Raw genomic sequence first — 20816 nt, 5'->3', positions numbered from 1 at the left:
CTCTCTTACAATTCATCCGCTGAGATCGACAGTTCAGTCAATCAATTTTTTAAATTGAGCCATTTCGTTGTTGAATTGCTTAAAAAGTAAATGGAAAAGTTTCTCCTCTTCTCCCATGTCTTTTGTGGCGGCACGGTCCTCCTCCTGGGACTTATTCAAATACTAAACCGAAAGGGTAGTAAAAATCATCGCGCACTAGGTAAGGTTTATGTTGGAGCAATGTGGTGGATTTGTTTGAGTGCTTGGAGTATCATTCTTTTCTATCGATTTAGTGCCTTCTTGATGGTAATTGCCGTGTTGACTTTTTATGCTTCATTTACAGGTGTTCGTGTGTTGAAACGCAAACAGACTGGCAGTGAAAAATGGTATGATTGGGCGGTTGCAATAGTAACCATACTCTTTGGTGCGGGGCTCGTGATATATGCCGGGTACCTGTTGTATTTCAAGGAGAATTATATTCTGGCGTTTCTTTGTGGACTTTTCGGACTTTTTACGCTCCATGCTAGTTATCAGGATTTGCGGTTTTTTATGGTAAAACCAGATGTAGAAAAATCCTGGTGGATTAAACAACATATTGGAGCGATGGGTGGTAGTTATATAGCCGCTATCACGGCGTTTGCGGTTCAGAATCCTAATTTATTCATGCCTAATAGCTCATATCAATGGCTTTTATGGCTTTTGCCAGCTGCTATCGGAAGCCCGTTATTTTCATTGCTTTCCAAAAAGTGGGTGAAACGAATTGGCTGATTAGAATATAATGGAGGATGAATGTCCCTCGCTGACACAATGCTTGTAAATAAAAAGCCCTTCCTGACGAGGCAGACCTGTCAGGACAGGGTACGAGGACAAGCCTGTCAGGGCAAAAATTTGTTCCAAATTTTTGGGTTTATCAAGGCCCTGCGCCTTGATGAAAGAGCTTTAGGAGTATTTTTTAATAAATTCTTCGAGCCGTGACCTATTCAAATTTTTTAACTTTCTTTCTAATCTAACCGCTTCTGCTCGCGTATCTTTTGATGTCTGCCAGACCAACTCCCAAGGCCTGCATTTTGTAGTCGCATTTTCATATCCGGCATTGTGTCTCTTCAGTCTATCTTCAAGATCGTTGGTTTGGCCTTTATAGTACTTATCACACGAATTGGAGTATAGGATATAAACAAAGTACATTATGTTAAAATAAAAAGCCCTGACGAGGACGAGCCTGTCAGGGCAAAAATTTGTTCCAAATTTTTGGGTTTATCAAGGCCCTGCGCCTTGATGAAAGAGCTTTAGGAGTATTTTTTAATAAATTCTTCGAGCCGTGACCTATTCAAATTTTTTAACTTTCTTTCTAATCTAACCGCTTCTGCTCGCGTATCTTTTGATGTCTGCCAGACCAACTCCCAAGGCCTGCATTTTGTAGTCGCATTTTCATAACCTGCATTGTGTCTCTTCAGTCTATCTTCAAGATCGTTGGTTTGGCCTTTATAGTACTTATCACACGAATTGGAGTATAGGATATAAACAAAGTACATTATGTTAAAATAAAAAGCCCTGACGAGGACGAGCCTGTCAGGGCAAAAATTTGTTCCAAATTTTTGGGTGAAAGACCGGACTCGAACCGGCGACCTCCTGAACCACAATCAGGCGTTCTAACCAACTGAACTACAATCACCATATTTTTCCAGATTTCTCTGAAAAGGAGTGCAAAGGTAATACCTCTGAATAAATCTACAAACGTTTATTTTCGATCAAAAGTAAGACGCTGGCCCATCTTACGCTCATCCAATTTTCCATCGCTGTAAGCCAGATGCCCTGATACAAATGTTTTCTCAATAGATGATTTAAACGTATGTCCTTCAAACGGAGACCAGCCACATTTAGCACGAATGTTCTCTCTTTGAACAGTCCACGGTTTATTTAAATCTACTAATACTAAATCCGCCTTATACCCTTCACGGACATAGCCTCTATCCTTGACTTCAAAGCATTCCGCAACCGCGTGGCTCATTTTTTCAGCTATCCGCTCAAGCGTAATTTTTCCCTCATGATAAAAATCCAGCATAGCAGTTAGTGTATGCTGAATCAAAGGTCCTCCTGAAGGAGCCTTCATATATGGGTTTTGTTTTTCCTCTAATGTATGGGGCGCATGATCTGTTGCTATCACGTCAATGCGATTATCCAGTAAGGCTTTCCAAATTTGGTCTCGATCATTTTTCGTTTTTACAGCTGGATTCCATTTTATAAAAGCCCCTTTTTCATCGTAATCCTGATCTGAAAACCATAAGTGGTGAATGCATGCTTCAGAGGTTATTCGCTTCTCTCCAAGAGGTATTTCATTAGTAAATAATCCTGTTTCCTTACCTGTTGAAATGTGGAGAATGTGTAAACGTGTATTGTTCTTTTTTGCCAACTCGATGGCTTTCGATGAAGAAAGGTAACATGCCTCCTCGCTTCGAATAACTGGATGATATTTGAAAGGGATCTCATCTCCATATTTTTGTACAAATTCTTGCGTGTTGGCTCGAATCGTTGCTTCATCTTCACAATGAGTGGCAATAAGAATGGGGGCATTCCTAAAAATGTTTTTTAAAGTGTCCGGGTCATCGACCAGCATGTTCCCTGTAGATGAGCCCATAAAGATTTTAATCCCGCAGACAGTATTAGGGTCAGTTTTAAGTACCTCCTCCAAATTATCATTGGTACTCCCCATATAGAAAGAATAGTTAGCCAGTGAATTGGCCTTGCCTATTTGATACTTTGATTCTAATAATTCCTGAGTGGTCGTTTGAGGAATCACATTGGGCATTTCCATAAAGGAAGTAACCCCTCCGGCCACTGCAGCACGAGACTCAGTGAAAATATCTCCCTTATGTGTGAGCCCTGGCTCTCTGAAATGTACCTGGTCATCAATTACTCCTGGGAATAAGTGTAACCCACCTCCATCAATTTCTTGAAAGTTGCCATCAACGGACAAACCAGAACCAATTTTTACAATTTGATCATTGCTTATTAGGACATCTTCTGTTTTTACCTTCCCCTCATTTACAATATTAACTTCCTTAATTAAAATCATTTGTACTATTCTTATATTCTATATTGATAAACCGGAAACTTGATCGAATTTTTAAATTGAAATACGTCAAAATTACACATCATCTCCAATGATGGTGGGAATTGCTGAAATTAAAAATGAGCTCTTAATAAGCTCATTATCAGCATTTTTTAATTCTCCAATTTTCAAACAACCAGTTTTAGCAATTATTTTAAAGTAAAACTTTTAAGGAAACCACTTTAAATAATTATACTTGTATTAGAAAGATGGATTTTTAAGTCTTTCTTTCCATAGCTGGTTGAAAAGATCTTGTGGGGCGAATGCCCCACAATGATCAATTTCCTTCTCAACTAATCTTCATCAACTGATTTCTTATCTACTTTTATTCTCTCGTCTCTATTTGCAATTTCCCATGCCGTATGAAAAACCAGCTTCGCTCTTTTTTCCATGGTATCAAAAGCGATTTTTTCTACCGTATCTGTTGGTCGATGATAATCTGGATGTGTTCCGTTGAAATAGAAAATGATAGGAACATTGTTTTTAGCGAAATTGTAATGATCTGACCGATAGTAGAATCTGTTCGGATCATTCTCATCGTTGTAAGTATAGTCTAGATCAAGATTTGTATACGTCTTATTCACCTCTTCCGAAAGCTCGTGTAGCTCAGTCGATAATTTATCAGAACCAATGACATAGATATATTCTGGGCTCTCAGAATGTGCATCATCCACTCTGCCCACCATATCTATATTAAGGTTAGCAACGGTGTTCTCCAGGGGAAATATCGGGGCTGTATCCGTGTAGTATCTTGATCCTAGCAATCCTTTTTCTTCGCCTGTCACTGTCATAAATAGGATACTCCTTTTCGGACCTTTTTTCTTCTTCGCTGCTTCTGCAAATGCTTCTGCTATTTCTAAAACAGTGACCGTTCCGGAACCATCGTCATCTGCACCATTATTTATTTCTCCATTGGTAATTCCAATGTGGTCATAATGAGAGGTAACTATAAGTATTTCATCTGGTTTTTCAGTCCCTTTTAAAAAGCCCAGAACATTTTCTGTACCAATTGGCTTGTCCAGGTAATCCGCATTGAAAATAACTGTCGACGACTCGCCTGCTTTAATTTCTTCAAATGCTTTACCGAATATCCATGCAGTAAGGTCTTTATTGCCAAGAATTAACTTAGTTGAAGAATTATCTCTCTCCTCCAGACTGAGCGATGGGCGTTTCAAAAATGGGCCAAACCGAGTTAGCATGGATTTAAACTCTTCCTCATTTTCCAATGCAAAATAGACGCCAGCTGCACCGGACTCATTTGCTTTTTCAGCCTTTTCCTGAAGACCTCCTAGTTGATCGGCAACATATACGATGTATTTACCCTCGTAATCAATGTCTCCATCATCTTTTCCAGCAAAGACCAGTTGAATATATTCTTCACCAGAAGTTTCGGCATTGGAGTAATAAACGAAATCTTCATATCCGATTTTCTTATCATCGTCCTTACGGAAGTAAACGTTACCGATAGATGATTCTGTCAAATTGAATTGTTGTAAATAAGACCCATTGACTGGAGCTTCAAATCCTAATGACTGAAAATGATTGGCAATATATTCTGCAGCCATTTTCTGTCCCTTTTGACCTGTCTCTCGCCCTTCATACTCATCAGATGCGAGTACTGAAAGGTGTTCTTTTAAGTCTTCAGCCGTGATTGTCTTGGAAAACTTGAGGGCAGTTTTATCCTGAGCTAATAGTCCAAATGCTATAATTAAGCCCAAAGCGTAAGTTATCTTTCTCATTTTTGTATAACGGATTAAAAATCAGGCCTAAAACTACAGAATTTTAATTCCGGCAAACCATTTAATTACACTAATGGTTACCTCTAAAAATACTTTTTACCCTGACGGTCCTGACGTAAATTTGCGGCCTCTTAAAAGTACCCTTGATGAAATTGAATTTAAACGATCGCGTAGAATTTGAAAGACGGCATAATGGTCCTTCTGCTGAAGAAGTATCTAATATGCTGGAAACCATAGGATTAAAGTCCGTCGATGAACTTATATCAGAGGCTATCCCAGCTCCTATATTGAAGAAATCCCCCATGGATCTACCGCCATCTCTCAACGAGTTTGAATATCTCAACCGAATGCAAAAGGTGGCGGACAAGAACAAGGTGTTTAAATCATTTATCGGTCAGGGATACTATAACTGTGTGGTTCCAACAGTGATCCAACGAAACATTATGGAGAACCCCGGTTGGTATACAGCCTATACTCCTTATCAGGCAGAGATAGCCCAAGGCAGACTTGAAGCTCTTATTAATTTCCAAACCATGGTCATTGACCTAACTGGAATGGAAATCGCCAATGCCTCCTTATTAGATGAGGCAACTGCTGCCGCTGAAGCTATGAGTATGCTTTACGGGTTAAGGAAGGGGGAGAAAAAATCATCAAACAAATTCTTAGTTGATGAAGAGGTCTTTCCTCAAACATTGGAGGTCCTTAAAACTCGAGCGTTACCGTTTGGTATCGAGCTTGAAATTGTGGACCTGGCAAATTCAGACATTTCCGGCCCTGAAGTATTCGGGATTTTCTTTCAGTACCCAAATAATTCCGGAGCTGTTAAGGATTGGTCAGCAATCGTGGCTGCAGCCCAAGAGAATAATGTGTTTACAGCCTGCGCAACCGACTTATTGGCATTAACGCTTCTAACCGCACCTGGTGAGTGGGGAACGGATGTGGTTATCGGGACAACTCAGCGATTTGGTGTTCCAATGGGATATGGTGGACCACATGCAGCATTTTTTGCTACACGAGAAGCATTCAAACGATCAATTCCCGGAAGAATCATTGGAGCATCCAAGGATGCACATGGCAACAATGCCTATCGAATGGCTCTCCAGACCAGGGAGCAACACATCAAAAGAGAGCGTGCAACATCAAACATTTGTACCGCACAGGTTCTGTTAGCAGTTATGGCTGGGATGTATGCTGTTTATCATGGATCAAAAGGACTTAAGCAGATTGGTGCTCGGACACATGGATTGGCAAAAGAAACAGCAAATACGATTGCTCAGTACGGATTTGAAAATCAGAATACGTACTTCTTTGATACGCTTAGAATTCCATTAGAAGCAGAGCAAATCATTCACTTGAAAAAATTAAGTCATAGAAGTGAAATCAACTTCCGTTATTTTGAAGATGGTGTTGGGATCTCCTTCGATGAATCACATACGGTCGCGGATGCTAACGAGGTAGTAAAGCTTTTTGCACGATTGGGCAATGCTTTCGAAGCTCCAATAGTTGAAGATTTTGAAGTTGAATTTCCTTCATCGCTCAAAAGAAAAACTCCATATCTGCAGCATCCAATCTTCAATCAGTATCATTCTGAGCATGAGTTGCTCAGGTATATGAAGCATCTTGAAAACAAAGATCTTTCATTGGTTCATTCGATGATTTCGCTAGGTTCATGCACCATGAAACTCAACGCTACCTCAGAGATGATTCCGGTGACCTGGCCAGAATTTGCAAATATTCATCCCTTTGCACCAAAAGAGCAGGCGGAGGGTTATGGCATTCTTATCAATGAGCTTCACGATTGGCTTGTTGAGATTACAGGATTTCACTCAGTCTCATTCCAGCCTAACTCAGGCGCTCAAGGAGAATACGCTGGGCTAATGGTGATTAAATCTTATCTGGAAGGAACGGGTCAGCCAAACAGAAATGTGGCTTTAATTCCTTCATCAGCCCACGGAACAAACCCAGCAAGTGCAGTAATGGCAGGTATGCGAGTGGTCATTGTCAAGTGCGATGAGAATGGCAACATAGATGTGGAAGACTTAAGAGAAAAAGCAGAGGCTCACAAAGATGAACTGGCGGCTCTCATGGTTACTTATCCATCTACCCATGGAGTATTTGAAGAAGCCATTATTGAGATTTGTAACATCATTCATGAAAATGGAGGGCAGGTGTATATGGACGGTGCTAACATGAATGCGCAAGTGGGGCTAACCTCTCCTGGAATTATTGGTGCGGATGTTTGTCACCTGAATCTGCACAAAACATTCTGTATTCCTCATGGCGGTGGAGGTCCGGGCATGGGACCAATTGGTGTTGCTGAACACTTGACTCCATATTTGCCCGGCCATGTAACGGAGCACAATAGCAACCCGGCAGTTTCAGCAGCGCCCTATGGAAGTGCCAGCATTCTTCCAATCTCACATGCCTATATTGCCATGATGGGACCACATGGTCTGGCTAATGCTACGAAAATGGCGATTCTCAATGCGAACTACATTGCTGCAAGACTGCAAGATCATTATCCAGTGCTTTACGCAAATGACAAAGGCAGAAATGCTCACGAATTGATCATTGATTGTCGTGATTTTAAAAAATTCGGAATAGAGGTAGAAGATATTGCTAAAAGACTCATCGATTATGGGTTCCATGCACCCACCGTTTCATTCCCAGTACCTGGTACAATGATGATTGAACCAACAGAAAGTGAAGTACAAGATGAGCTGGATCGATTCTGTGATGCAATGATTGCTATTCGGAAAGAAGTTCAGGAAGTGATCGACGGAGTAGCTGATGCAAAAGACAACCCATTAAAAAATGCGCCTCACTCTTACAAAGTGTTAGTAGCAGATGAGTGGAATTATCCTTACTCAAGGGAGAAGGCAGCATTCCCAGCTCCATATGTGAAAGAAAATAAATTCTGGCCAGCAGTGAGCCGAGTGGACAGTGCTTATGGCGATAGAAACCTGATGTGCAGCTGCTTGCCTTTAAGTGAGTATGAGGAGGAGGAAGCTGTAGAGGCTTAAGAAAATGAAAGGGAGCAATTGCTCCCTTTTTTATTTTAAAGAGGAGAGATTGGGAATCTCATTATTTCTAAAAACATCAACAACTTTTCCGTTTTTATCCACAATTACTGTAAAAGGCATAGTGGTTACATTGTATCGATCATGAAAATTACCTCCATTCAGCAAGTAATGGAATTTTGTTCCCTTGGTTTCTAAAGGTTCTAGTTCATTATTAAGCCCAAGGAAGAAAATCACTCCAACAACTTCTTCTTCGAATTCTTCTGCTTCTTTTTGGAGGGATAATAAATGATCATTTTCGAAATCATATCCATCTGCAAACATCTCGAATCTAATTATCAAATGATTTCCTAGTAATTCATCGTAAAGAAGTTCCTCTCCATTCTCTGTGATGATATTGAAAGGCGGCAGATCCTCACCTATTTTCAGTTTTTCCTCTCTTTTTACAATAAATTTGGCACCTGTTGTATCATACAAAAACTTCGCAATTCTTCCATAGCTGTCAATTTTTCTACCAATTGTGAAAGATTCTTGGCCTACCATTGAAATGAATTTTTCTGCAGGAATCTTCTTTCCGGTATGATAATTATAAACTCGATTAGGATCTAATTCAAAAGTCTGCCTTACTAAAACATCTTCATTCCTTCTGTCTGTATCTGATGATTGCGCCAGAGCTGAAAGATTTATTAAAATAAGTGCTATTTGAAGGATTCTTAAAGTCATTCCTCTTACTGATCTATTCAGATTTATGTTATCAATCTAACCTAGCAGCTAGTTCTTCAGATTCGATTTTGGCCACAAACTCTTTCATTTTCTCAGTCTGTCCTTCGCATTTATAGCAGTAGGCTAAAATGAAATTCTTCATGTCATTCTCCTCCATTTTCTGGACTTTCTTCATCGCCTTCGCAGTTGCTCCTCGGTAAGCCTGGTTCAAAATCAAATTGAACTCTGCTTCTTTGGCCATTAATTCATTGTCTGATTTCCTGATTTGCTTGAAGTAGCTATCACTTTCAGTGATGAATGCCCTCGATACCGTCGGGTTTTCAATGCTTTTACCCGATTCCTGATACCATTGACCAAGTGCGTACAAAGCATTGTCGTCATCTTCAGCAACTTTTTTCAGTTGCTCTGCCGGCATTCGGTCTGAAGGGAAGCTTTTGAATGCCTCCATATAGGGTGATTCATTTGAAAACCCTGTACGCTCCCAAATGGAATTACCCAACGCATCCACGATGACTACCATTGGAATGGTTCTGGCGCTGTACTTCATGGCTAGTGTAGGATTAGAATCAACATCAACTTTCAGAAATACAAACTTGTCATTGTAGGCGTTCATGGACTCTTCGTTCCACATTTTTCTATCCATCACTTTACAAGGACCACACCAGATGGCCCAAAAGTCCATGACAATAAATTTGCCTTCGGCTGTGGCTTTTGCTTGTGCAAGCTCAAAATTGTTCATCCATTGCACCTGCCCAAAAGAATTAAAACCGATAAATAGGGTGATTAGTAATAGAAATTTTCTCATGATAATTTGTGATTAGGATCGCAATTATAAGCAATTTCAAATAACGTGCCAGCGTAAGTCGCTTTTCAATTACACAGCCGGATTTCGAAGGAGCCTTCCACTGTATTGTCATCATCCAGCACGGCTTGTAAGTATCCAATAATCACTTGATTATCGATCGCGTAGATTTCCATAAAACCACTCGTGGCTACCAGGTTCTGAGAAGTAGATAATTCAAAAGAGACTTGTACTTGATTGTTATCTATTGCCTGGGGGGTTACAAAATAGCTTCTTTCCGCCGGTCTAAATATTGCCTTTACGTGTGCACGTGTAGGAGAAGGAAGTGTGCATGGATCTGAAACATTCTCATCAGAAGAAAGAAAACGTACTTGATAGCGAAGGTCAGAGGACACTAAGTATCCGTTGGCAGATTTATAATTCCAATCCTTCCCATCAATGGATCCTTCCAACAAGTTATCAGGCAATTGGATTTCGTCTCCCGAACAACCAATGGTTATAAGTATCAGCGAACTGAAAATCAGATGGAAAGATTTTCTACTTTTATGGATTACATACTTAATCACTATGAAACAATTCTTGATAGTTCTTTTGGTCATTGTAGCTCTCGTAGCTGCATTCGTGTATTATACGTTTTCATCAACCGGCTTCTTCCGCGAAGTTAATAACACTGAAAGCTATGAGGTTATTGCAGAGATTCCGATGAAAGGAGCTGAGGACTTCACAATTAACTACGAAGAAGGGTTTATGATTATTTCTCAGGATGATCGAATGGGGCGGAGAGATGGAGATCCTTCGCAAGGACACCTTTATTACCTAGATCTAGATTCCGGTGATTTCAAACCCATAAAATTGACCGCTGATTATGATCTTCCGTTCTATCCTCATGGAATAAGTTTGCTAAAACTGGATTCAGCACGTTATCAAATCCTAGTGGTCAACCATGCCAGGGGTCACACCATTGAGAAGTTTGAGCTATTTGGGGAAGATAGCCTGGTATACATGGCTACATATCGAGATAATATCATGATCAGTCCCAATGACGTAGTGGCACTTGATGAGGATTCTTTCTATTTCACCAATGATCATGGATATACCAGTTATTGGGGAAAACTGGCTGAGAACTATTTAGGGCTAGGAGTTTCCAATGTGGTGTTTTATGATGGAAACTATCGTGAAGTTGCCAGTGGGATTAAATATGCAAATGGTATCAATATCTCAAAGGATCGATCTCAATTATTAGTGGCGTCTCCAAGAAGCTTTACGCTCAAATATTACAATATTGAAGAGACGGGTGCATTAAGCCATGATACCGACCTGTATGTAGGAACTGGTATTGACAATATTGAGTTGGATGAAAATGGAGACTTATGGATAGGTTCACACCCTAATCTCTTGGCTTTTACCGCCTATGCCGGTGGCAAAAATGAGATGGCTCCATCGGAGGTCATCCAGGTTAGCAATGGAACAGAACTAGAAAGCTTATTTGAAAATGATGGATCACTGGTCGCTGCAAGTAGTGTGGCTGCTCCATACAAAGACTTATTGTTCATAGGTACAGTAATGGATGATCGGTTGGTAGTGTTGAGGAAAAAGTGAGGGTGAGTCAAAACCCACCCCCACCCCTCCAAGGAGGGGATTTAGCCTTTTCTTAAATAAATATTTCCACTAATGGTTTCAAATGAAGACTCTACCCCTCCATCACTTACTCTGCCTCGTACATCCTGACCGACAATCTGTCTAAGTCCTTCTTTTCCGTAGGGATACTCTATTTTAATATCCGAATAGATCTCTCCGGAGATCGTCTTTGCTTTAAAGTCCATCCCTTTTCTTTCCGGAATCGTGGCATCTATATCTCCAGAGATCGTCTTAAGATTCATTTCTGATCCGAAATATTCAAAAGCAAAATCCCCTGAAATAGTCTCTGCACGCACATCTAAATTTTTTGGAAGATAAACGGTGTAGTTTATGGTGGAAGAGTAACTACAGTTATCCCACTTGCCATTTTTCTCCTTGCTGATTTTTTTCCACATATCCTCATCCATTTCGATGTAAATAGTATTAGTCGATTTGGATGAATTGAGTGTGAAAATATCATTATCCTCACCGTTGTTTATTTCCACCATCACTTCAACAAACACTTCGTTTTTGTCCCAGGTTTTAAAAGTGATGTCATCCGCAAAAGCAAATTCCAAATCCAGCATTTCCTGCCCGGTAACCGTTACAGATTCTGTTACTTTTTTAGGCTGAGCTGACAACCCGAAGGTTGCCAGGCAAAGCAAAATTGTTAGTCCTTTTAGTCCATTCATCTTATTCTGCTTTTCTAATGTAGATGTCTCCACTTATGGTCTTCAAAGACACTTCCACTCCACCACCATTTAGCTTACCAGTAGCGTTCTGGCCTCCTACTCTGCTCATCTTAGCATCTTCACCAAAGTCAAAATCAAAGCCTGTATACACTCCCCCTGAAATAGTCGACATTTTAAACGTTCCTTTTACAGAAGGTGGGAATGTGACATCAATATCACCACTGGTAGAGCTTAATGATGTAGGCGATGTACTTGAAAGTGACGAAAATGTCACTTCTAAGTCTGAGCTTAATGTGTGTGCTACAATCGGTCCGGTCACATCGATGAATTCCAAATCTCCAACCTGGCTCTTAGCCTCCACTTCTCCAGCCATCTTCTTTATGACAACATCTCCCGCCTGCCAGCTGTTGTAATCGATCTTTAACTTCATGTTCTTCGGTAAGTAAATGACATAGTCTGCGTTATCTGCCTCTCTATGAGCTCCAGAAAGTGATATGATATTGCCTTCTTGCTTTATGCTTAGCCCTATTCCAGTATTTTCTGGTCCTGATGCTGAAAGAGGTTTTAGTCCTTTCGCCTTTTCAGGAAGGCCTTTGTAGTTCTTGCTTTCAATCTTAATTTCTGTGCCAGAGGTTCCCTCAATGACTATGTCTGAAGATAAGTTTTCAATTGAAAGCCACGTTTCTGCTGCATTTCCCTTGATGGGATAGTTGAATGCTTTTTCCTGTGCCGTTACTTGAAGGCATGTCAAAAGTATTAGTCCTGCTATTATCGTTTTCATTTTATATTGATTTTGAATTTTGATTTAATATTTAATTAGTACCGGTATTTTTATGTTAAGACCTGAATGGCAACTTCTGCCTGTTGTTTTACTTCAGGTACTATTTCTTCATTTTCCATCATTTCTCGTAGTGGGGCAATCGCACTTCGCTCTTCAGCCTCCACCAAAATGGTGATCAATGAAATTTGAATGAGTGGATCAGACTGTGCCTCTAATGATTTTACCAACTCAGCTCTCACATCCTCATTATTTATGAATTTCTCCAAAGCCTTTAATGCTGCGTATCTCACATTAGGACTCTCATCCGCATTTAATGTGGTTATCAAGGTGGAAATCAACTCCCTGTTAAAAGTTCCTCTCTCCTCTATTCTGTTCACAGCCATGATTCGCTCGCTGGCTGAATGTCGCTGAAGGGTGTTTGTCAAAGTCACTTCTTTCAATGATTGTACTTCCTCTTTCAATGCTACCAACTCACTGGAAGCGTCTACTCCTGAAAACTTCCCTGCTCCAAAGCCAATGATGAGTAAGGCTACAGCTGCCGCGATTTGCATCCATGGTAACTGAACATTTTTGTTTTTCTCTTTTTCAAGTGCTGCTAGAAATCCTGCTTCCACATGGTATGGGACCTCAACTTCGTTTGAGTTCTCGATTGCTTCAACAACTTCCTTCAATTCATCATATCTCTTTTTCAATGTAGAATCTTCTGCAATCTGAGATTCCAGCACTTTGTTTTGTTCACCCTCGATGAGTGAGATCAATTGTTCATCTGTGATATTATTTTCCATCACTTTATTATTTAGGTTTCCTCTAATTGGAAATACACTTCCTTCAATTCCTTAATGGTGCGATGCACCTGTACTTTAATGTTGCTTACCGTAGTGTCTCTCAGCTTGGCTATTTGCTCGTATTTCATTCCCTGAAATTTGCTCAGAACCAACAGTTCCCGTTTTTCATCCGACAATTCATTCATCGCCTGATGCAGCTTCTTTTCTCTTTCGAAAAGTTCATCATCGCACGCATCCTCTGCCTCCGGCATTACATCCACAGGATTGAATTGATCTTTATGGATTTTCATTTTTCTGAAATGATCCTTGATCATATTCCTGGCTATTTGAAAGATCCAGAACTGAACGGAATGGCCTTCTTTATAGGAGTTTCTGTATTTCATCACCCGGATGAAAAGCTCCTGTGTTAAGTCGTCACTGTCGGCTCGTTCCAGTGTGGATTTAAGAAAGTAATTGTAGATGCGCTTACTATAGCGACTAAACAATTCATTCAAATAATCCAGCTGTCCAGCTTTTACCCAGGACATCAATTGTTCGTCTGTTATCTCCAAATTCAACCAGGTTGTGTCGGTAATGCAGATAAGTTACAAGGAAATGAAAGGAAGGTTACAGAATGAAAATAAAATTATTTTAAGCCTATTCTATTGAGCAGAGCTTTAAATCGAGGTGTGTCTCGTAAAGGCTTCCAAATGGGACTAATATGGATAAGTAATACCGCACCGATTTTTTGCTCAACTACTTTTTCCAGATAGTCCAAGGCCTTTTCATGATCACCAAGGCCTGTATATAGTGTGGCAAAGTTTAAATCATTGGCGCTCTCAGGGTGTGCTTTAGTGTCTTCAATCAACTGTGCTAAATACGAATGAGCTACATCCATTTCCCCTTTTAAAGCATATGCATAGCCTAACTGTACGAATGGTTTCATCGAGTGGGCTACTTGTCCATCTTCGAATGATTTAAAAATTTGAATGGCCTCATTGAATTGGTTATTCATTAAATAAGCCCAGGCTTTAAAATCGAGAGCAGATATAAACTCTGGATCTTGCTGAAGTAACCAATCATAGAGTTCAATGGCCATTTCATAATCACCTCTTAGGTAATAAATGTCCGCCAAGGTTCTATTAGTCAAAAGCGAAAGCGGATCAATATCTCTGGCGTTTTGAATGGCTTCAAGGCTCTTAGCGAGATCTCCAATTATTAAATAATAGAAAGATTTTGCTTGATTAGCTTCTGGTGATCTTGGATTAATTTCAAGTGCTTTTTCCAAAAACTCTTTCCCTGCTTCAAAATCCCAACGCTGAAAAAATTCTACAAATCCATGTGAAATATATCCGGTCTCAATTTCAGGGTTTAATTCGATGGTTTTTTTAGCTGCTTGCTCAGTAAGCTCATATCCTTTCTTTGTATCAATGAATCCTGTAAATGACATTAGAGAATAGGAGAGTGCAAGTCCACCATATGCTTGTGCATATTCCGGCTCCAGCTTAATGGCTTTATTAAAGGATTCCACAGCTTTCTGAGCGTTAGCTGGCGTCCACTTGTTATAATAAAATAGCCCTTGTAGGTAGGCATTGTATGCCTCGATGTTAATTGGGTTCGTTTTAGCTGTTTCTTCCAATGCGCTTTTTGATAGTCTTTCTTTCAGCTGTTGAGCGATCTTCAATGAGATCTCATCTTGCACATCGAAAATATCTTTCAACTCTCGATCGTAAGTCTCTGTCCAAAGTTGATATCCATCAAATGTGCTGCTTAGTTGTGCGACTATTCTCACCCTGTTTCCTGACTTTCGAACACTCCCATCCAAGATAGACTGTACCTCCAGTTGTTTTCCAATGGTTCTGGCATCTACATTTTTTCCTTTGAAAGAAAATGAAGAGGTACGGGAAATAACCCTCAAGCCTTCAACTTTCGCCAGGGCAGTAATAATCTCTTCGCTGATTCCATCACTGAAGTATTCGTTTTCCGGATCGGAACTCCGATTAACAAATGGCAGCACAGCAATACTCTTGATTCGTTCTTTCACCTTGCCCTTTAATTCCGTTCTCTGAGGTACCACCAGTCCATCATTGGTTAGTGCATAAACCTCCACTGGCTTCTTGACATTTTTAAGCTCAAACTCTCCCATTAAAATGGGTTGGAATGTTTGATGGTTTTTGATGTCATCAAATACTTTGTCCGAAATCATGACCGATCCCGGAACAGAAAATGATTCTATTCTGGATGCAATGTTTACCCCGTCACCGTATACCCCTGCCTCCTCTACTACCACATCACCACTATGGATGCCAACTCGAAGGGGTATTTTGTTTTGAATTGATGAAAGCTGAATCGAAAGTGCAGAATTGGTTGCTGAAATGGTACTATTAAAAATGGATAATGCGCCATCGCCATAATACTGCAATATTTCACCATCATGGTTTTTAATCTCCCGCTCCAGAATTTGTCGATGCTGATCCCGTATTCCTTTTGCATTGAATTCATCCTCCTGCATCATGGCAGTATAGCCTGCAAGATCTGTAAACATGATTGCGCTAAGCTGTCGTCGTGTTGCCCTCATACTTTTTTACTCTCTACCATCACATATGCAATAGCTGCGGACATAAAGGCCAGTCCGGCACTTATCCAGCACACCATTTTATAAATAGAAATAAATCCCTGATCGAAAATAGTATTCACTTGTTCTTTAATCTCATTTGATAAAATCCCAGGAGCACTCGCTTCACCCAGTTTGGATGCTTCTTGCATCACCTGATTTCTTAGTGGTTCTGACAATGCTATTCCCTCCATCGCTTCTATTACGTAATTCCCGAATATTAGTACAACAACAGCACCCAGAATGGCATTCATGAAGGTGCCGGATATTCGGGTCACACTGTTATTTATACCTGACGCGATCCCACTTTTACTGTCATCCACGCATTCCATTACCGCTGTTGTAAGCGGTACTACAGTGATTGCTATTCCTAAAGCAAATACCAAAAACGGCGGGAAATAAGTGGTCCAATATTCAGATGGGCCAGTTGTCATTTCAATGAATGAAAACCAAACCATTCCAATACCGGTTATTGTGGGTCCCAGTATCAAAAATCTTCTTGCACCATACTTACTGGTAAGTTCCCCCATTTTACGAGCAGCAAGCACCATGATTAATGAGAAGGGCAAAAAGGTGAGCCCTGCTTGAAGTTGAGAGTAGCCTTGAATCTGGATAATGTTGAGCGAAAGAAATAACATTACCGCTCCCATTCCTGCATAAAGAAAGAAGCTCAGAAGGTTTACTCCAGAAAACGTCTTATTCTTAAACATCTTCAATGGAACCATTGGCTGATTTACCCTGCTTTCAATGATGACGAATGCAACAAGGAAAATTGTACCAATTGCCAGACTAGCAATTACGACTGGGTGATCAAATCCCCATTCCGGCATTTCTAAAAACCCAAATGTCAAAGCTGCCAAACTCACTGTTAATGTAATAGCTCCTTTCCAATCGATGGAATTGCTGCCTGGTTCTTTACTTTCTGGCACTTTAAAATGAAGCGCTAAAATCGATAAGAGACCTAATGGTAAATTGATGAAGAATATCAGTCTCCACAGGCCCATGTCTGCTAACGCACCTCCCAATACCGGCCCACAAATCGTAACGATGGTGGTTGCCGCTGACCATGTCCCAATCGCTTTTCCTTTTTCTTCTTTGCTAAATACTGCAGAGATAATAGACAAACTTCCAGGGATCATGAATGCCCCTCCAATACCCTGTATCGTTCTGAAGATAATGAGCTGTTTGATGTCCTGAGATAGTCCACACAATGCTGATCCAACAGTAAAAATCAAAATGCCTGCCTTGAAAACATTGACCCTCCCAAGCTTATCTCCCAAGCTACCACCTACAATAATTAGAGCAGCCAGCATTAAAAGGTAACTGTTTAGCACCCAGAACAGGTCCACTCCATCCGCAGATAAGTCTTGTTGCAACGAGGGAAGGATGACATTGAGTGCGCTTCCATCAATAAATGCCATACTGGTTGCAAGTATGGTAGAAAACATGGTCCACCTACCCGTGGGACAATTGAGCGGATATTGATGTTGAGCTTGAGCAGACATCTACTCAAGATAATGCTAAAATCAGAGATAAAAGATCAGTGCACCAGCGAGGCTAAAAATGATCATTGCTGAAATAACGTAGAAGATATTTAATAGAAAAAGCTTGAGAATGGTCGTTAAAACTTTTTGTTCATACACTTTGCGAAGGGCAATCAGCAAATAAACTTCTAGTAAGAATATGGTGATCATAAAAGACCATTGACTAAGAAAGACACTCGAAGGAAAAATATAATCGATCATTATCACCATGATGGTCAGCAGCACAAACGCGAATGCATGAAAATGAATGGAAAAAATGAAATGAGTCAGATAAAAACGACCGGGTTTTCGAAAAAGGATGAAAAGGAAGAGTGCAAAGAGTGGGAGTAAAAGAAAGAAAAGTCTAGGAAACCAAATACTGAAAAAAGAATCAAGAAATTCAGCTTCCTCAGACTTTTCCAATCCTGCAGACTGATCCACAGGTCCAAGAAATAGAAAGAAAATGATACTAATGAAAATAAACATCCTCAATGGTGGAATGTATCGTACTCTTCTGCCGGCTATGAACTCCTTGGTCAGAAATCCAGGACTAAAAAGTAGCGGACGTACACTGCGAATGATCAATGAATCAAAGGTGAAATAGTCACCAAGAAAATCAAGGATAAACTGCTTGAAATGGACCACTTTGTCTTTGTGCTCCTGGCCACAGTTTGGGCAGAACTTGAACGTGTTTTCAAGTTTTGTTTCGCAGTTTTTACAAATCCTTTCCAATAATTACTTGTTTACGTTAATATTGATGATCATCGAAAATACTTCGTTGCATTGATTAACAAACTATTCATCACCAGTCTTTTGATCATTGGCCTTGGACTTTGTGCCAATGGCCAGCGTATTGTGGTGGATAGCTCTTCCACGCAGAAGTATTTAATTAAGCCATCGACACAAAATCAAGCTGCGGAACCTATTCAAACAGAAAATATGGAAGATGACCTGTCCTTTGGAGACCGTGCCATTTCAATAGGTTTGGGGATTGTCAATAGGTTAAAAGCACGACTAAACCTTGATGAAGCTGCAGAAAGTCTTAAAGAAAAGAAAGAAAAACTCTTGGGAAAAAGCGAAAATGAAGAAGAGGGTGACTAAGCAGCTCCATTAAGGTGTCTTTCTATCTCTGCTCGATCAAATGGCTTGGTAAAAAACTTTTGAATGGTGTTTTTTTTTATTGCATCGTCAATTTCATCATCGAATGCATAACCACTTAAGATGAAGTACGGTATATCCCCGGAGGTCTCTTTAGCTTTTTTGATGAATTGGACACCATTCATTTCAGGCATATGCATGTCGCTAATAACCGCTCGAATTCGCTCTTTGTTTTCTAATAGTTTTTTCAACCCTTCTTCCGGTGAGTTCGCTACCAATACTTCTCTTTCACCTTCGAAAGAAACTCTAAAAATAAGGAGATTAGCTTCCTCATCGTCAACATACAATATTGCCGGCTTCTCACTCATTCCATAAAGGTAACTTAATAATAAACTTTGAGCCCTCGTTCAAATTGGATTTTACATCTATACTTCCTCCATGTTCTTCAACAATTGAAAATGTAATGAAAAGGCCAAGCCCTGTGCCTTCACCCGGTGGCTTTGTTGTAAAAAATGGATCACTGATCTTTAGTAGGTTTTCTTCTGGTATTCCTTCTCCATCATCTTCAATCCATATTTCCATGTAGTCCCCAACCTTTTTCGTATTGATTTCAATCGTGCCTTCATCTTTGATTGCTTGTTCCGCATTGGCGATGATGTTCATCATCGCTTGATGAAGTCTTCCCTCATTTCCTCTCAGTTCAGTTGCTTCGCTTGTAAAGTTGGTCACTACACGAATCTTGTTTCTGATTTTGTTATGAAGAATTAGCAAGCAGTTTTCAATGATCTCATGAATATTGCATGGTTCATCCGTACTTGGACTTCTTCGGCTAAAATGGCTTAAGCTTTTAACGATATTTGTTGCTCGTTCAACTCCTTCATTGACAATTCTAAAATACGTTTTCATTTCATCGTCTGTCTTACCTTCCATTTTCTTAGAAAGGGCCTCTATGCCATTCTTAATGAAATTCAATGGGTTATTGATTTCATGACCAACACCAGCAGCAAGCACACCTAGTGATGCCATTTTTTCGGACGTAATAAGAAGCTTTTGCGTTTTTTTGAGTTCTTCATTATTCTTTTGAAGCTCCTTCTTCTTTTTTTCGTTCTTTCGAAAAAGAACAATCATTACTACTAATAAGGGGACCGTAATGATTATTATGGCTGTGAATAGCTGGTTTCGTATGACTTGATCCTTAAATTTTATCTGTTGCTCAGACATTAAATACCGATCCTGTTCTTCTTTAATTTTAATCGGGATCAAGCTTAGGTTACGTGAAATTACATCCTGAAACAAAGAGTCTCTTAACTGAATATATTGCTTCAGGTATTCATTTACTTTTTCAGTATCTCCCATCCTTTCGTAAATGTCAGCGTAGAGATGAAGGTTATCTAGTTGCTGTTGCCGTATTTGAATTTGATTCGCCCACCCTTCACATTTTGAAAGATGTGCTAAGGCATCCACAAATTCTTCATTGGATAGGGAGTTTTTTGCTAGTAGAAAATAGCCCTCAGCCAATCCTTTTTTATCATCAATAGATTCACTCGCTTTTATTGATTTTTCCAGAAAATATTGAATTGAATCTTTTACACCACTTAGCATCAATACTTCTCCAATGCCTCTTGCAGATACCGCTCCCCAGTTAATGTTTGCAATGTCCTCTCCAAGTATCAGCCCCCTTCTAAAATATTTAATCGCCACATCTAGGTTACCCTCTCTGAGATAAGTGATCCCAATATTATTGATACTGTATAATTCATTGTCTGTATTTTGAGTTTCAATTGCAACATCATACGCTTCTTCAAAATATTTCCTTGCTGTAGCATAATCATGAATCCTTTCGAAAACCAGACCTATGTTATTAAGTGTAGTAGATAGTCCATAAACCTCACCAATACGAGCTTTCATATCCTTAGACTTGAGTAAATATTCAAGTGCTGTTTGGTAGCTTCCGAGATTATAATACAGCAATCCTATGTTGTTGTATCCATTGTTTATCAGCGAAGAATCGTTCAAAGACAAAGCAATCTCTAGTGCTTTTAGATTGTATTCAAGTGAATGATCATAGTCCCCTTTGTAGTAATGAACCCCTGCAATAAGTCTTAAAGACTTAGATATAAGTGCAGAGTCACCGATTTGTCTGGAAACTTCAAAAGCCTCCTCTCCATATCCCATGGCCTGCTTAGGATAATTAAGCCAAACATTAATGATTATGTTGTGTAGAATTTCAACCCTCTCTCTTCCCTCAGCCTGATCCAGTTTCCTGAGAAGACTATCCTCTTGCCCATGGCACAAGAAGAAAGTCATAAATAACAATATGTATGTTAAGCCCTTCAAATCTCACAGTGGTTGATT

20 protein-coding genes and 1 tRNA gene are annotated in these 20816 nt (G+C 39.9%); 4 read left to right on the top strand and 17 right to left on the bottom strand.

Annotated features, from left to right (window positions below; translation table 11 throughout):
- The first annotated feature begins 90 nt into the window (after nucleotides 1-90).
- Nucleotides 91-747 (top strand): hypothetical protein, encoded by a 657-nt coding sequence (locus ACOMC3_RS17940; RefSeq protein WP_420317267.1) that lies wholly within the window; start codon nucleotides 91-93, stop codon nucleotides 745-747.
- A 171-nt stretch (nucleotides 748-918) separates the two neighbouring features.
- Here ACOMC3_RS17940 and ACOMC3_RS17935 read toward each other — a convergent pair whose 3' ends face one another.
- The 5 genes from ACOMC3_RS17935 to ACOMC3_RS17915 form a co-directional block, all read right to left on the bottom strand.
- A complete protein-coding gene (locus tag ACOMC3_RS17935) occupies nucleotides 919-1164 on the bottom strand; it encodes a GIY-YIG nuclease family protein (RefSeq protein ID WP_420317266.1) in 246 nt (81 codons plus the stop codon).
- 101 nt (nucleotides 1165-1265) lie between these two features.
- Nucleotides 1266-1511, bottom strand: a complete 246-nt coding sequence (locus ACOMC3_RS17930; protein ID WP_420317266.1) for a GIY-YIG nuclease family protein — start codon at nucleotides 1509-1511, stop codon at nucleotides 1266-1268.
- A 65-nt stretch (nucleotides 1512-1576) separates the two neighbouring features.
- Nucleotides 1577-1652: transfer RNA gene (locus ACOMC3_RS17925), tRNA-His, on the bottom strand.
- Between the two features lie 65 nt (nucleotides 1653-1717).
- Nucleotides 1718-3052 carry a dihydroorotase gene (locus ACOMC3_RS17920; protein ID WP_420317265.1) on the bottom strand — a complete coding sequence of 445 codons (1335 nt, stop codon included), beginning with the start codon at nucleotides 3050-3052 and terminating at the stop codon, nucleotides 1718-1720.
- Between the two features lie 329 nt (nucleotides 3053-3381).
- Nucleotides 3382-4827, bottom strand: a complete 1446-nt coding sequence (locus ACOMC3_RS17915) for a M28 family peptidase (protein WP_420317264.1) — start codon at nucleotides 4825-4827, stop codon at nucleotides 3382-3384.
- Between the two features lie 146 nt (nucleotides 4828-4973).
- Between ACOMC3_RS17915 and gcvP the strand changes: the two genes are divergently transcribed.
- Entirely contained in the window at nucleotides 4974-7850 is a 2877-nt protein-coding gene (gene gcvP / locus ACOMC3_RS17910) for an aminomethyl-transferring glycine dehydrogenase (protein ID WP_420317263.1), read from the top strand.
- A gap of 30 nt (nucleotides 7851-7880) precedes the next feature.
- Here the strand turns inward: gcvP and ACOMC3_RS17905 are convergent, their stop codons facing one another.
- The 3 genes from ACOMC3_RS17905 to ACOMC3_RS17895 all read right to left on the bottom strand — a co-directional run bounded on the left by ACOMC3_RS17905 (nucleotide 7881) and on the right by ACOMC3_RS17895 (nucleotide 9938).
- Nucleotides 7881-8570 carry a TlpA family protein disulfide reductase gene (locus tag ACOMC3_RS17905; protein ID WP_420317262.1) on the bottom strand — a complete coding sequence of 230 codons (690 nt, stop codon included), beginning with the start codon at nucleotides 8568-8570 and terminating at the stop codon, nucleotides 7881-7883.
- Between the two features lie 31 nt (nucleotides 8571-8601).
- Nucleotides 8602-9375 (bottom strand): thioredoxin family protein, encoded by a 774-nt coding sequence (locus ACOMC3_RS17900; protein ID WP_420317261.1) that lies wholly within the window; start codon nucleotides 9373-9375, stop codon nucleotides 8602-8604.
- Between the two features lie 65 nt (nucleotides 9376-9440).
- Entirely contained in the window at nucleotides 9441-9938 is a 498-nt protein-coding gene (locus ACOMC3_RS17895; RefSeq protein ID WP_420317260.1) for a hypothetical protein, read from the bottom strand.
- A 1-nt stretch (nucleotide 9939) separates the two neighbouring features.
- Here ACOMC3_RS17895 and ACOMC3_RS17890 point away from each other — a divergent pair, with 1 nt between their 5' ends.
- The gene (locus ACOMC3_RS17890) at nucleotides 9940-10971 is read left to right on the top strand and encodes a strictosidine synthase family protein (RefSeq protein WP_420317259.1); all 1032 of its coding nucleotides are present in this window, start codon (nucleotides 9940-9942) and stop codon (nucleotides 10969-10971) included.
- A gap of 41 nt (nucleotides 10972-11012) precedes the next feature.
- On the opposite strand, the gene ACOMC3_RS17885 is transcribed toward ACOMC3_RS17890, so the two are convergent.
- From ACOMC3_RS17885 to ACOMC3_RS17855, 7 genes are all read right to left on the bottom strand, one after another.
- Nucleotides 11013-11681, bottom strand: a complete 669-nt coding sequence (locus ACOMC3_RS17885) for a DUF4097 family beta strand repeat-containing protein (RefSeq protein WP_420317258.1) — start codon at nucleotides 11679-11681, stop codon at nucleotides 11013-11015.
- A gap of 1 nt (nucleotide 11682) precedes the next feature.
- Nucleotides 11683-12462: a DUF4097 family beta strand repeat-containing protein gene (locus ACOMC3_RS17880; protein WP_420317257.1), complete on the bottom strand. Its 780-nt coding sequence runs from the start codon at nucleotides 12460-12462 to the stop codon at nucleotides 11683-11685.
- A gap of 50 nt (nucleotides 12463-12512) precedes the next feature.
- Nucleotides 12513-13247 (bottom strand): HEAT repeat domain-containing protein, encoded by a 735-nt coding sequence (locus tag ACOMC3_RS17875; protein ID WP_420317256.1) that lies wholly within the window; start codon nucleotides 13245-13247, stop codon nucleotides 12513-12515.
- A gap of 11 nt (nucleotides 13248-13258) precedes the next feature.
- Nucleotides 13259-13798, bottom strand: coding sequence for an RNA polymerase sigma factor (locus tag ACOMC3_RS17870; protein ID WP_420317255.1), 540 nt, complete (start codon nucleotides 13796-13798; stop codon nucleotides 13259-13261).
- Between the two features lie 74 nt (nucleotides 13799-13872).
- Nucleotides 13873-15804 (bottom strand): TPR end-of-group domain-containing protein, encoded by a 1932-nt coding sequence (locus ACOMC3_RS17865; RefSeq protein WP_420317254.1) that lies wholly within the window; start codon nucleotides 15802-15804, stop codon nucleotides 13873-13875.
- Nucleotides 15801-17345, bottom strand: a complete 1545-nt coding sequence (locus tag ACOMC3_RS17860; RefSeq protein ID WP_420317253.1) for an MFS transporter — start codon at nucleotides 17343-17345, stop codon at nucleotides 15801-15803. The genes ACOMC3_RS17865 and ACOMC3_RS17860 overlap by 4 nt, the downstream gene beginning before the upstream one ends.
- 21 nt (nucleotides 17346-17366) lie before the next feature.
- Nucleotides 17367-18095 carry a DUF3667 domain-containing protein gene (locus ACOMC3_RS17855; protein ID WP_420317252.1) on the bottom strand — a complete coding sequence of 243 codons (729 nt, stop codon included), beginning with the start codon at nucleotides 18093-18095 and terminating at the stop codon, nucleotides 17367-17369.
- 51 nt (nucleotides 18096-18146) lie between these two features.
- Between ACOMC3_RS17855 and ACOMC3_RS17850 the strand changes: the two genes are divergently transcribed.
- The gene (locus ACOMC3_RS17850) at nucleotides 18147-18464 is read left to right on the top strand and encodes a hypothetical protein (RefSeq protein ID WP_420317251.1); all 318 of its coding nucleotides are present in this window, start codon (nucleotides 18147-18149) and stop codon (nucleotides 18462-18464) included.
- Here the strand turns inward: ACOMC3_RS17850 and ACOMC3_RS17845 are convergent.
- Together ACOMC3_RS17845 and ACOMC3_RS17840 are read right to left on the bottom strand one after the other, a co-directional pair.
- Nucleotides 18461-18829, bottom strand: coding sequence for a response regulator (locus ACOMC3_RS17845; RefSeq protein ID WP_420317250.1), 369 nt, complete (start codon nucleotides 18827-18829; stop codon nucleotides 18461-18463). The genes ACOMC3_RS17850 and ACOMC3_RS17845 overlap by 4 nt on opposite strands.
- Entirely contained in the window at nucleotides 18822-20798 is a 1977-nt protein-coding gene (locus ACOMC3_RS17840) for a tetratricopeptide repeat protein (protein ID WP_420317249.1), read from the bottom strand. Before ACOMC3_RS17840 ends, ACOMC3_RS17845 begins: the two co-directional genes overlap by 8 nt.
- Nucleotides 20799-20816 lie beyond the last annotated feature (18 nt).

This window comes from Ekhidna sp., assembly GCF_965212185.1.
In the GTDB taxonomy this organism is placed as follows: domain Bacteria; phylum Bacteroidota; class Bacteroidia; order Cytophagales; family Cyclobacteriaceae; genus Ekhidna.
This window is presented reverse-complemented; position numbering and strand designations above follow the sequence as displayed.

What these genes read in the sequence shown, in the direction of transcription:
- ACOMC3_RS17905 (WP_420317262.1), bottom strand. Translation starts at nt 8,570, where the DNA reads ATGACTTTAAGAATCCTTCAAATAGCACTTATTTTAATAAATCTTTCA.
- ACOMC3_RS17900 (WP_420317261.1), bottom strand. Translation starts at nt 9,375, where the DNA reads ATGAGAAAATTTCTATTACTAATCACCCTATTTATCGGTTTTAATTCT.
- ACOMC3_RS17940 (WP_420317267.1), top strand. Translation starts at nt 91, where the DNA reads ATGGAAAAGTTTCTCCTCTTCTCCCATGTCTTTTGTGGCGGCACGGTC.
- ACOMC3_RS17915 (WP_420317264.1), bottom strand. Translation starts at nt 4,827, where the DNA reads ATGAGAAAGATAACTTACGCTTTGGGCTTAATTATAGCATTTGGACTA.
- gcvP (WP_420317263.1), top strand. Translation starts at nt 4,974, where the DNA reads ATGAAATTGAATTTAAACGATCGCGTAGAATTTGAAAGACGGCATAAT.
- ACOMC3_RS17875 (WP_420317256.1), bottom strand. Translation starts at nt 13,247, where the DNA reads ATGGAAAATAATATCACAGATGAACAATTGATCTCACTCATCGAGGGT.
- ACOMC3_RS17935 (WP_420317266.1), bottom strand. Translation starts at nt 1,164, where the DNA reads ATGTACTTTGTTTATATCCTATACTCCAATTCGTGTGATAAGTACTAT.
- ACOMC3_RS17845 (WP_420317250.1), bottom strand. Translation starts at nt 18,829, where the DNA reads ATGAGTGAGAAGCCGGCAATATTGTATGTTGACGATGAGGAAGCTAAT.
- ACOMC3_RS17920 (WP_420317265.1), bottom strand. Translation starts at nt 3,052, where the DNA reads ATGATTTTAATTAAGGAAGTTAATATTGTAAATGAGGGGAAGGTAAAA.
- ACOMC3_RS17930 (WP_420317266.1), bottom strand. Translation starts at nt 1,511, where the DNA reads ATGTACTTTGTTTATATCCTATACTCCAATTCGTGTGATAAGTACTAT.
- ACOMC3_RS17890 (WP_420317259.1), top strand. Translation starts at nt 9,940, where the DNA reads ATGAAACAATTCTTGATAGTTCTTTTGGTCATTGTAGCTCTCGTAGCT.
- ACOMC3_RS17885 (WP_420317258.1), bottom strand. Translation starts at nt 11,681, where the DNA reads ATGAATGGACTAAAAGGACTAACAATTTTGCTTTGCCTGGCAACCTTC.
- ACOMC3_RS17880 (WP_420317257.1), bottom strand. Translation starts at nt 12,462, where the DNA reads ATGAAAACGATAATAGCAGGACTAATACTTTTGACATGCCTTCAAGTA.
- ACOMC3_RS17860 (WP_420317253.1), bottom strand. Translation starts at nt 17,345, where the DNA reads ATGTCTGCTCAAGCTCAACATCAATATCCGCTCAATTGTCCCACGGGT.
- ACOMC3_RS17865 (WP_420317254.1), bottom strand. Translation starts at nt 15,804, where the DNA reads ATGAGGGCAACACGACGACAGCTTAGCGCAATCATGTTTACAGATCTT.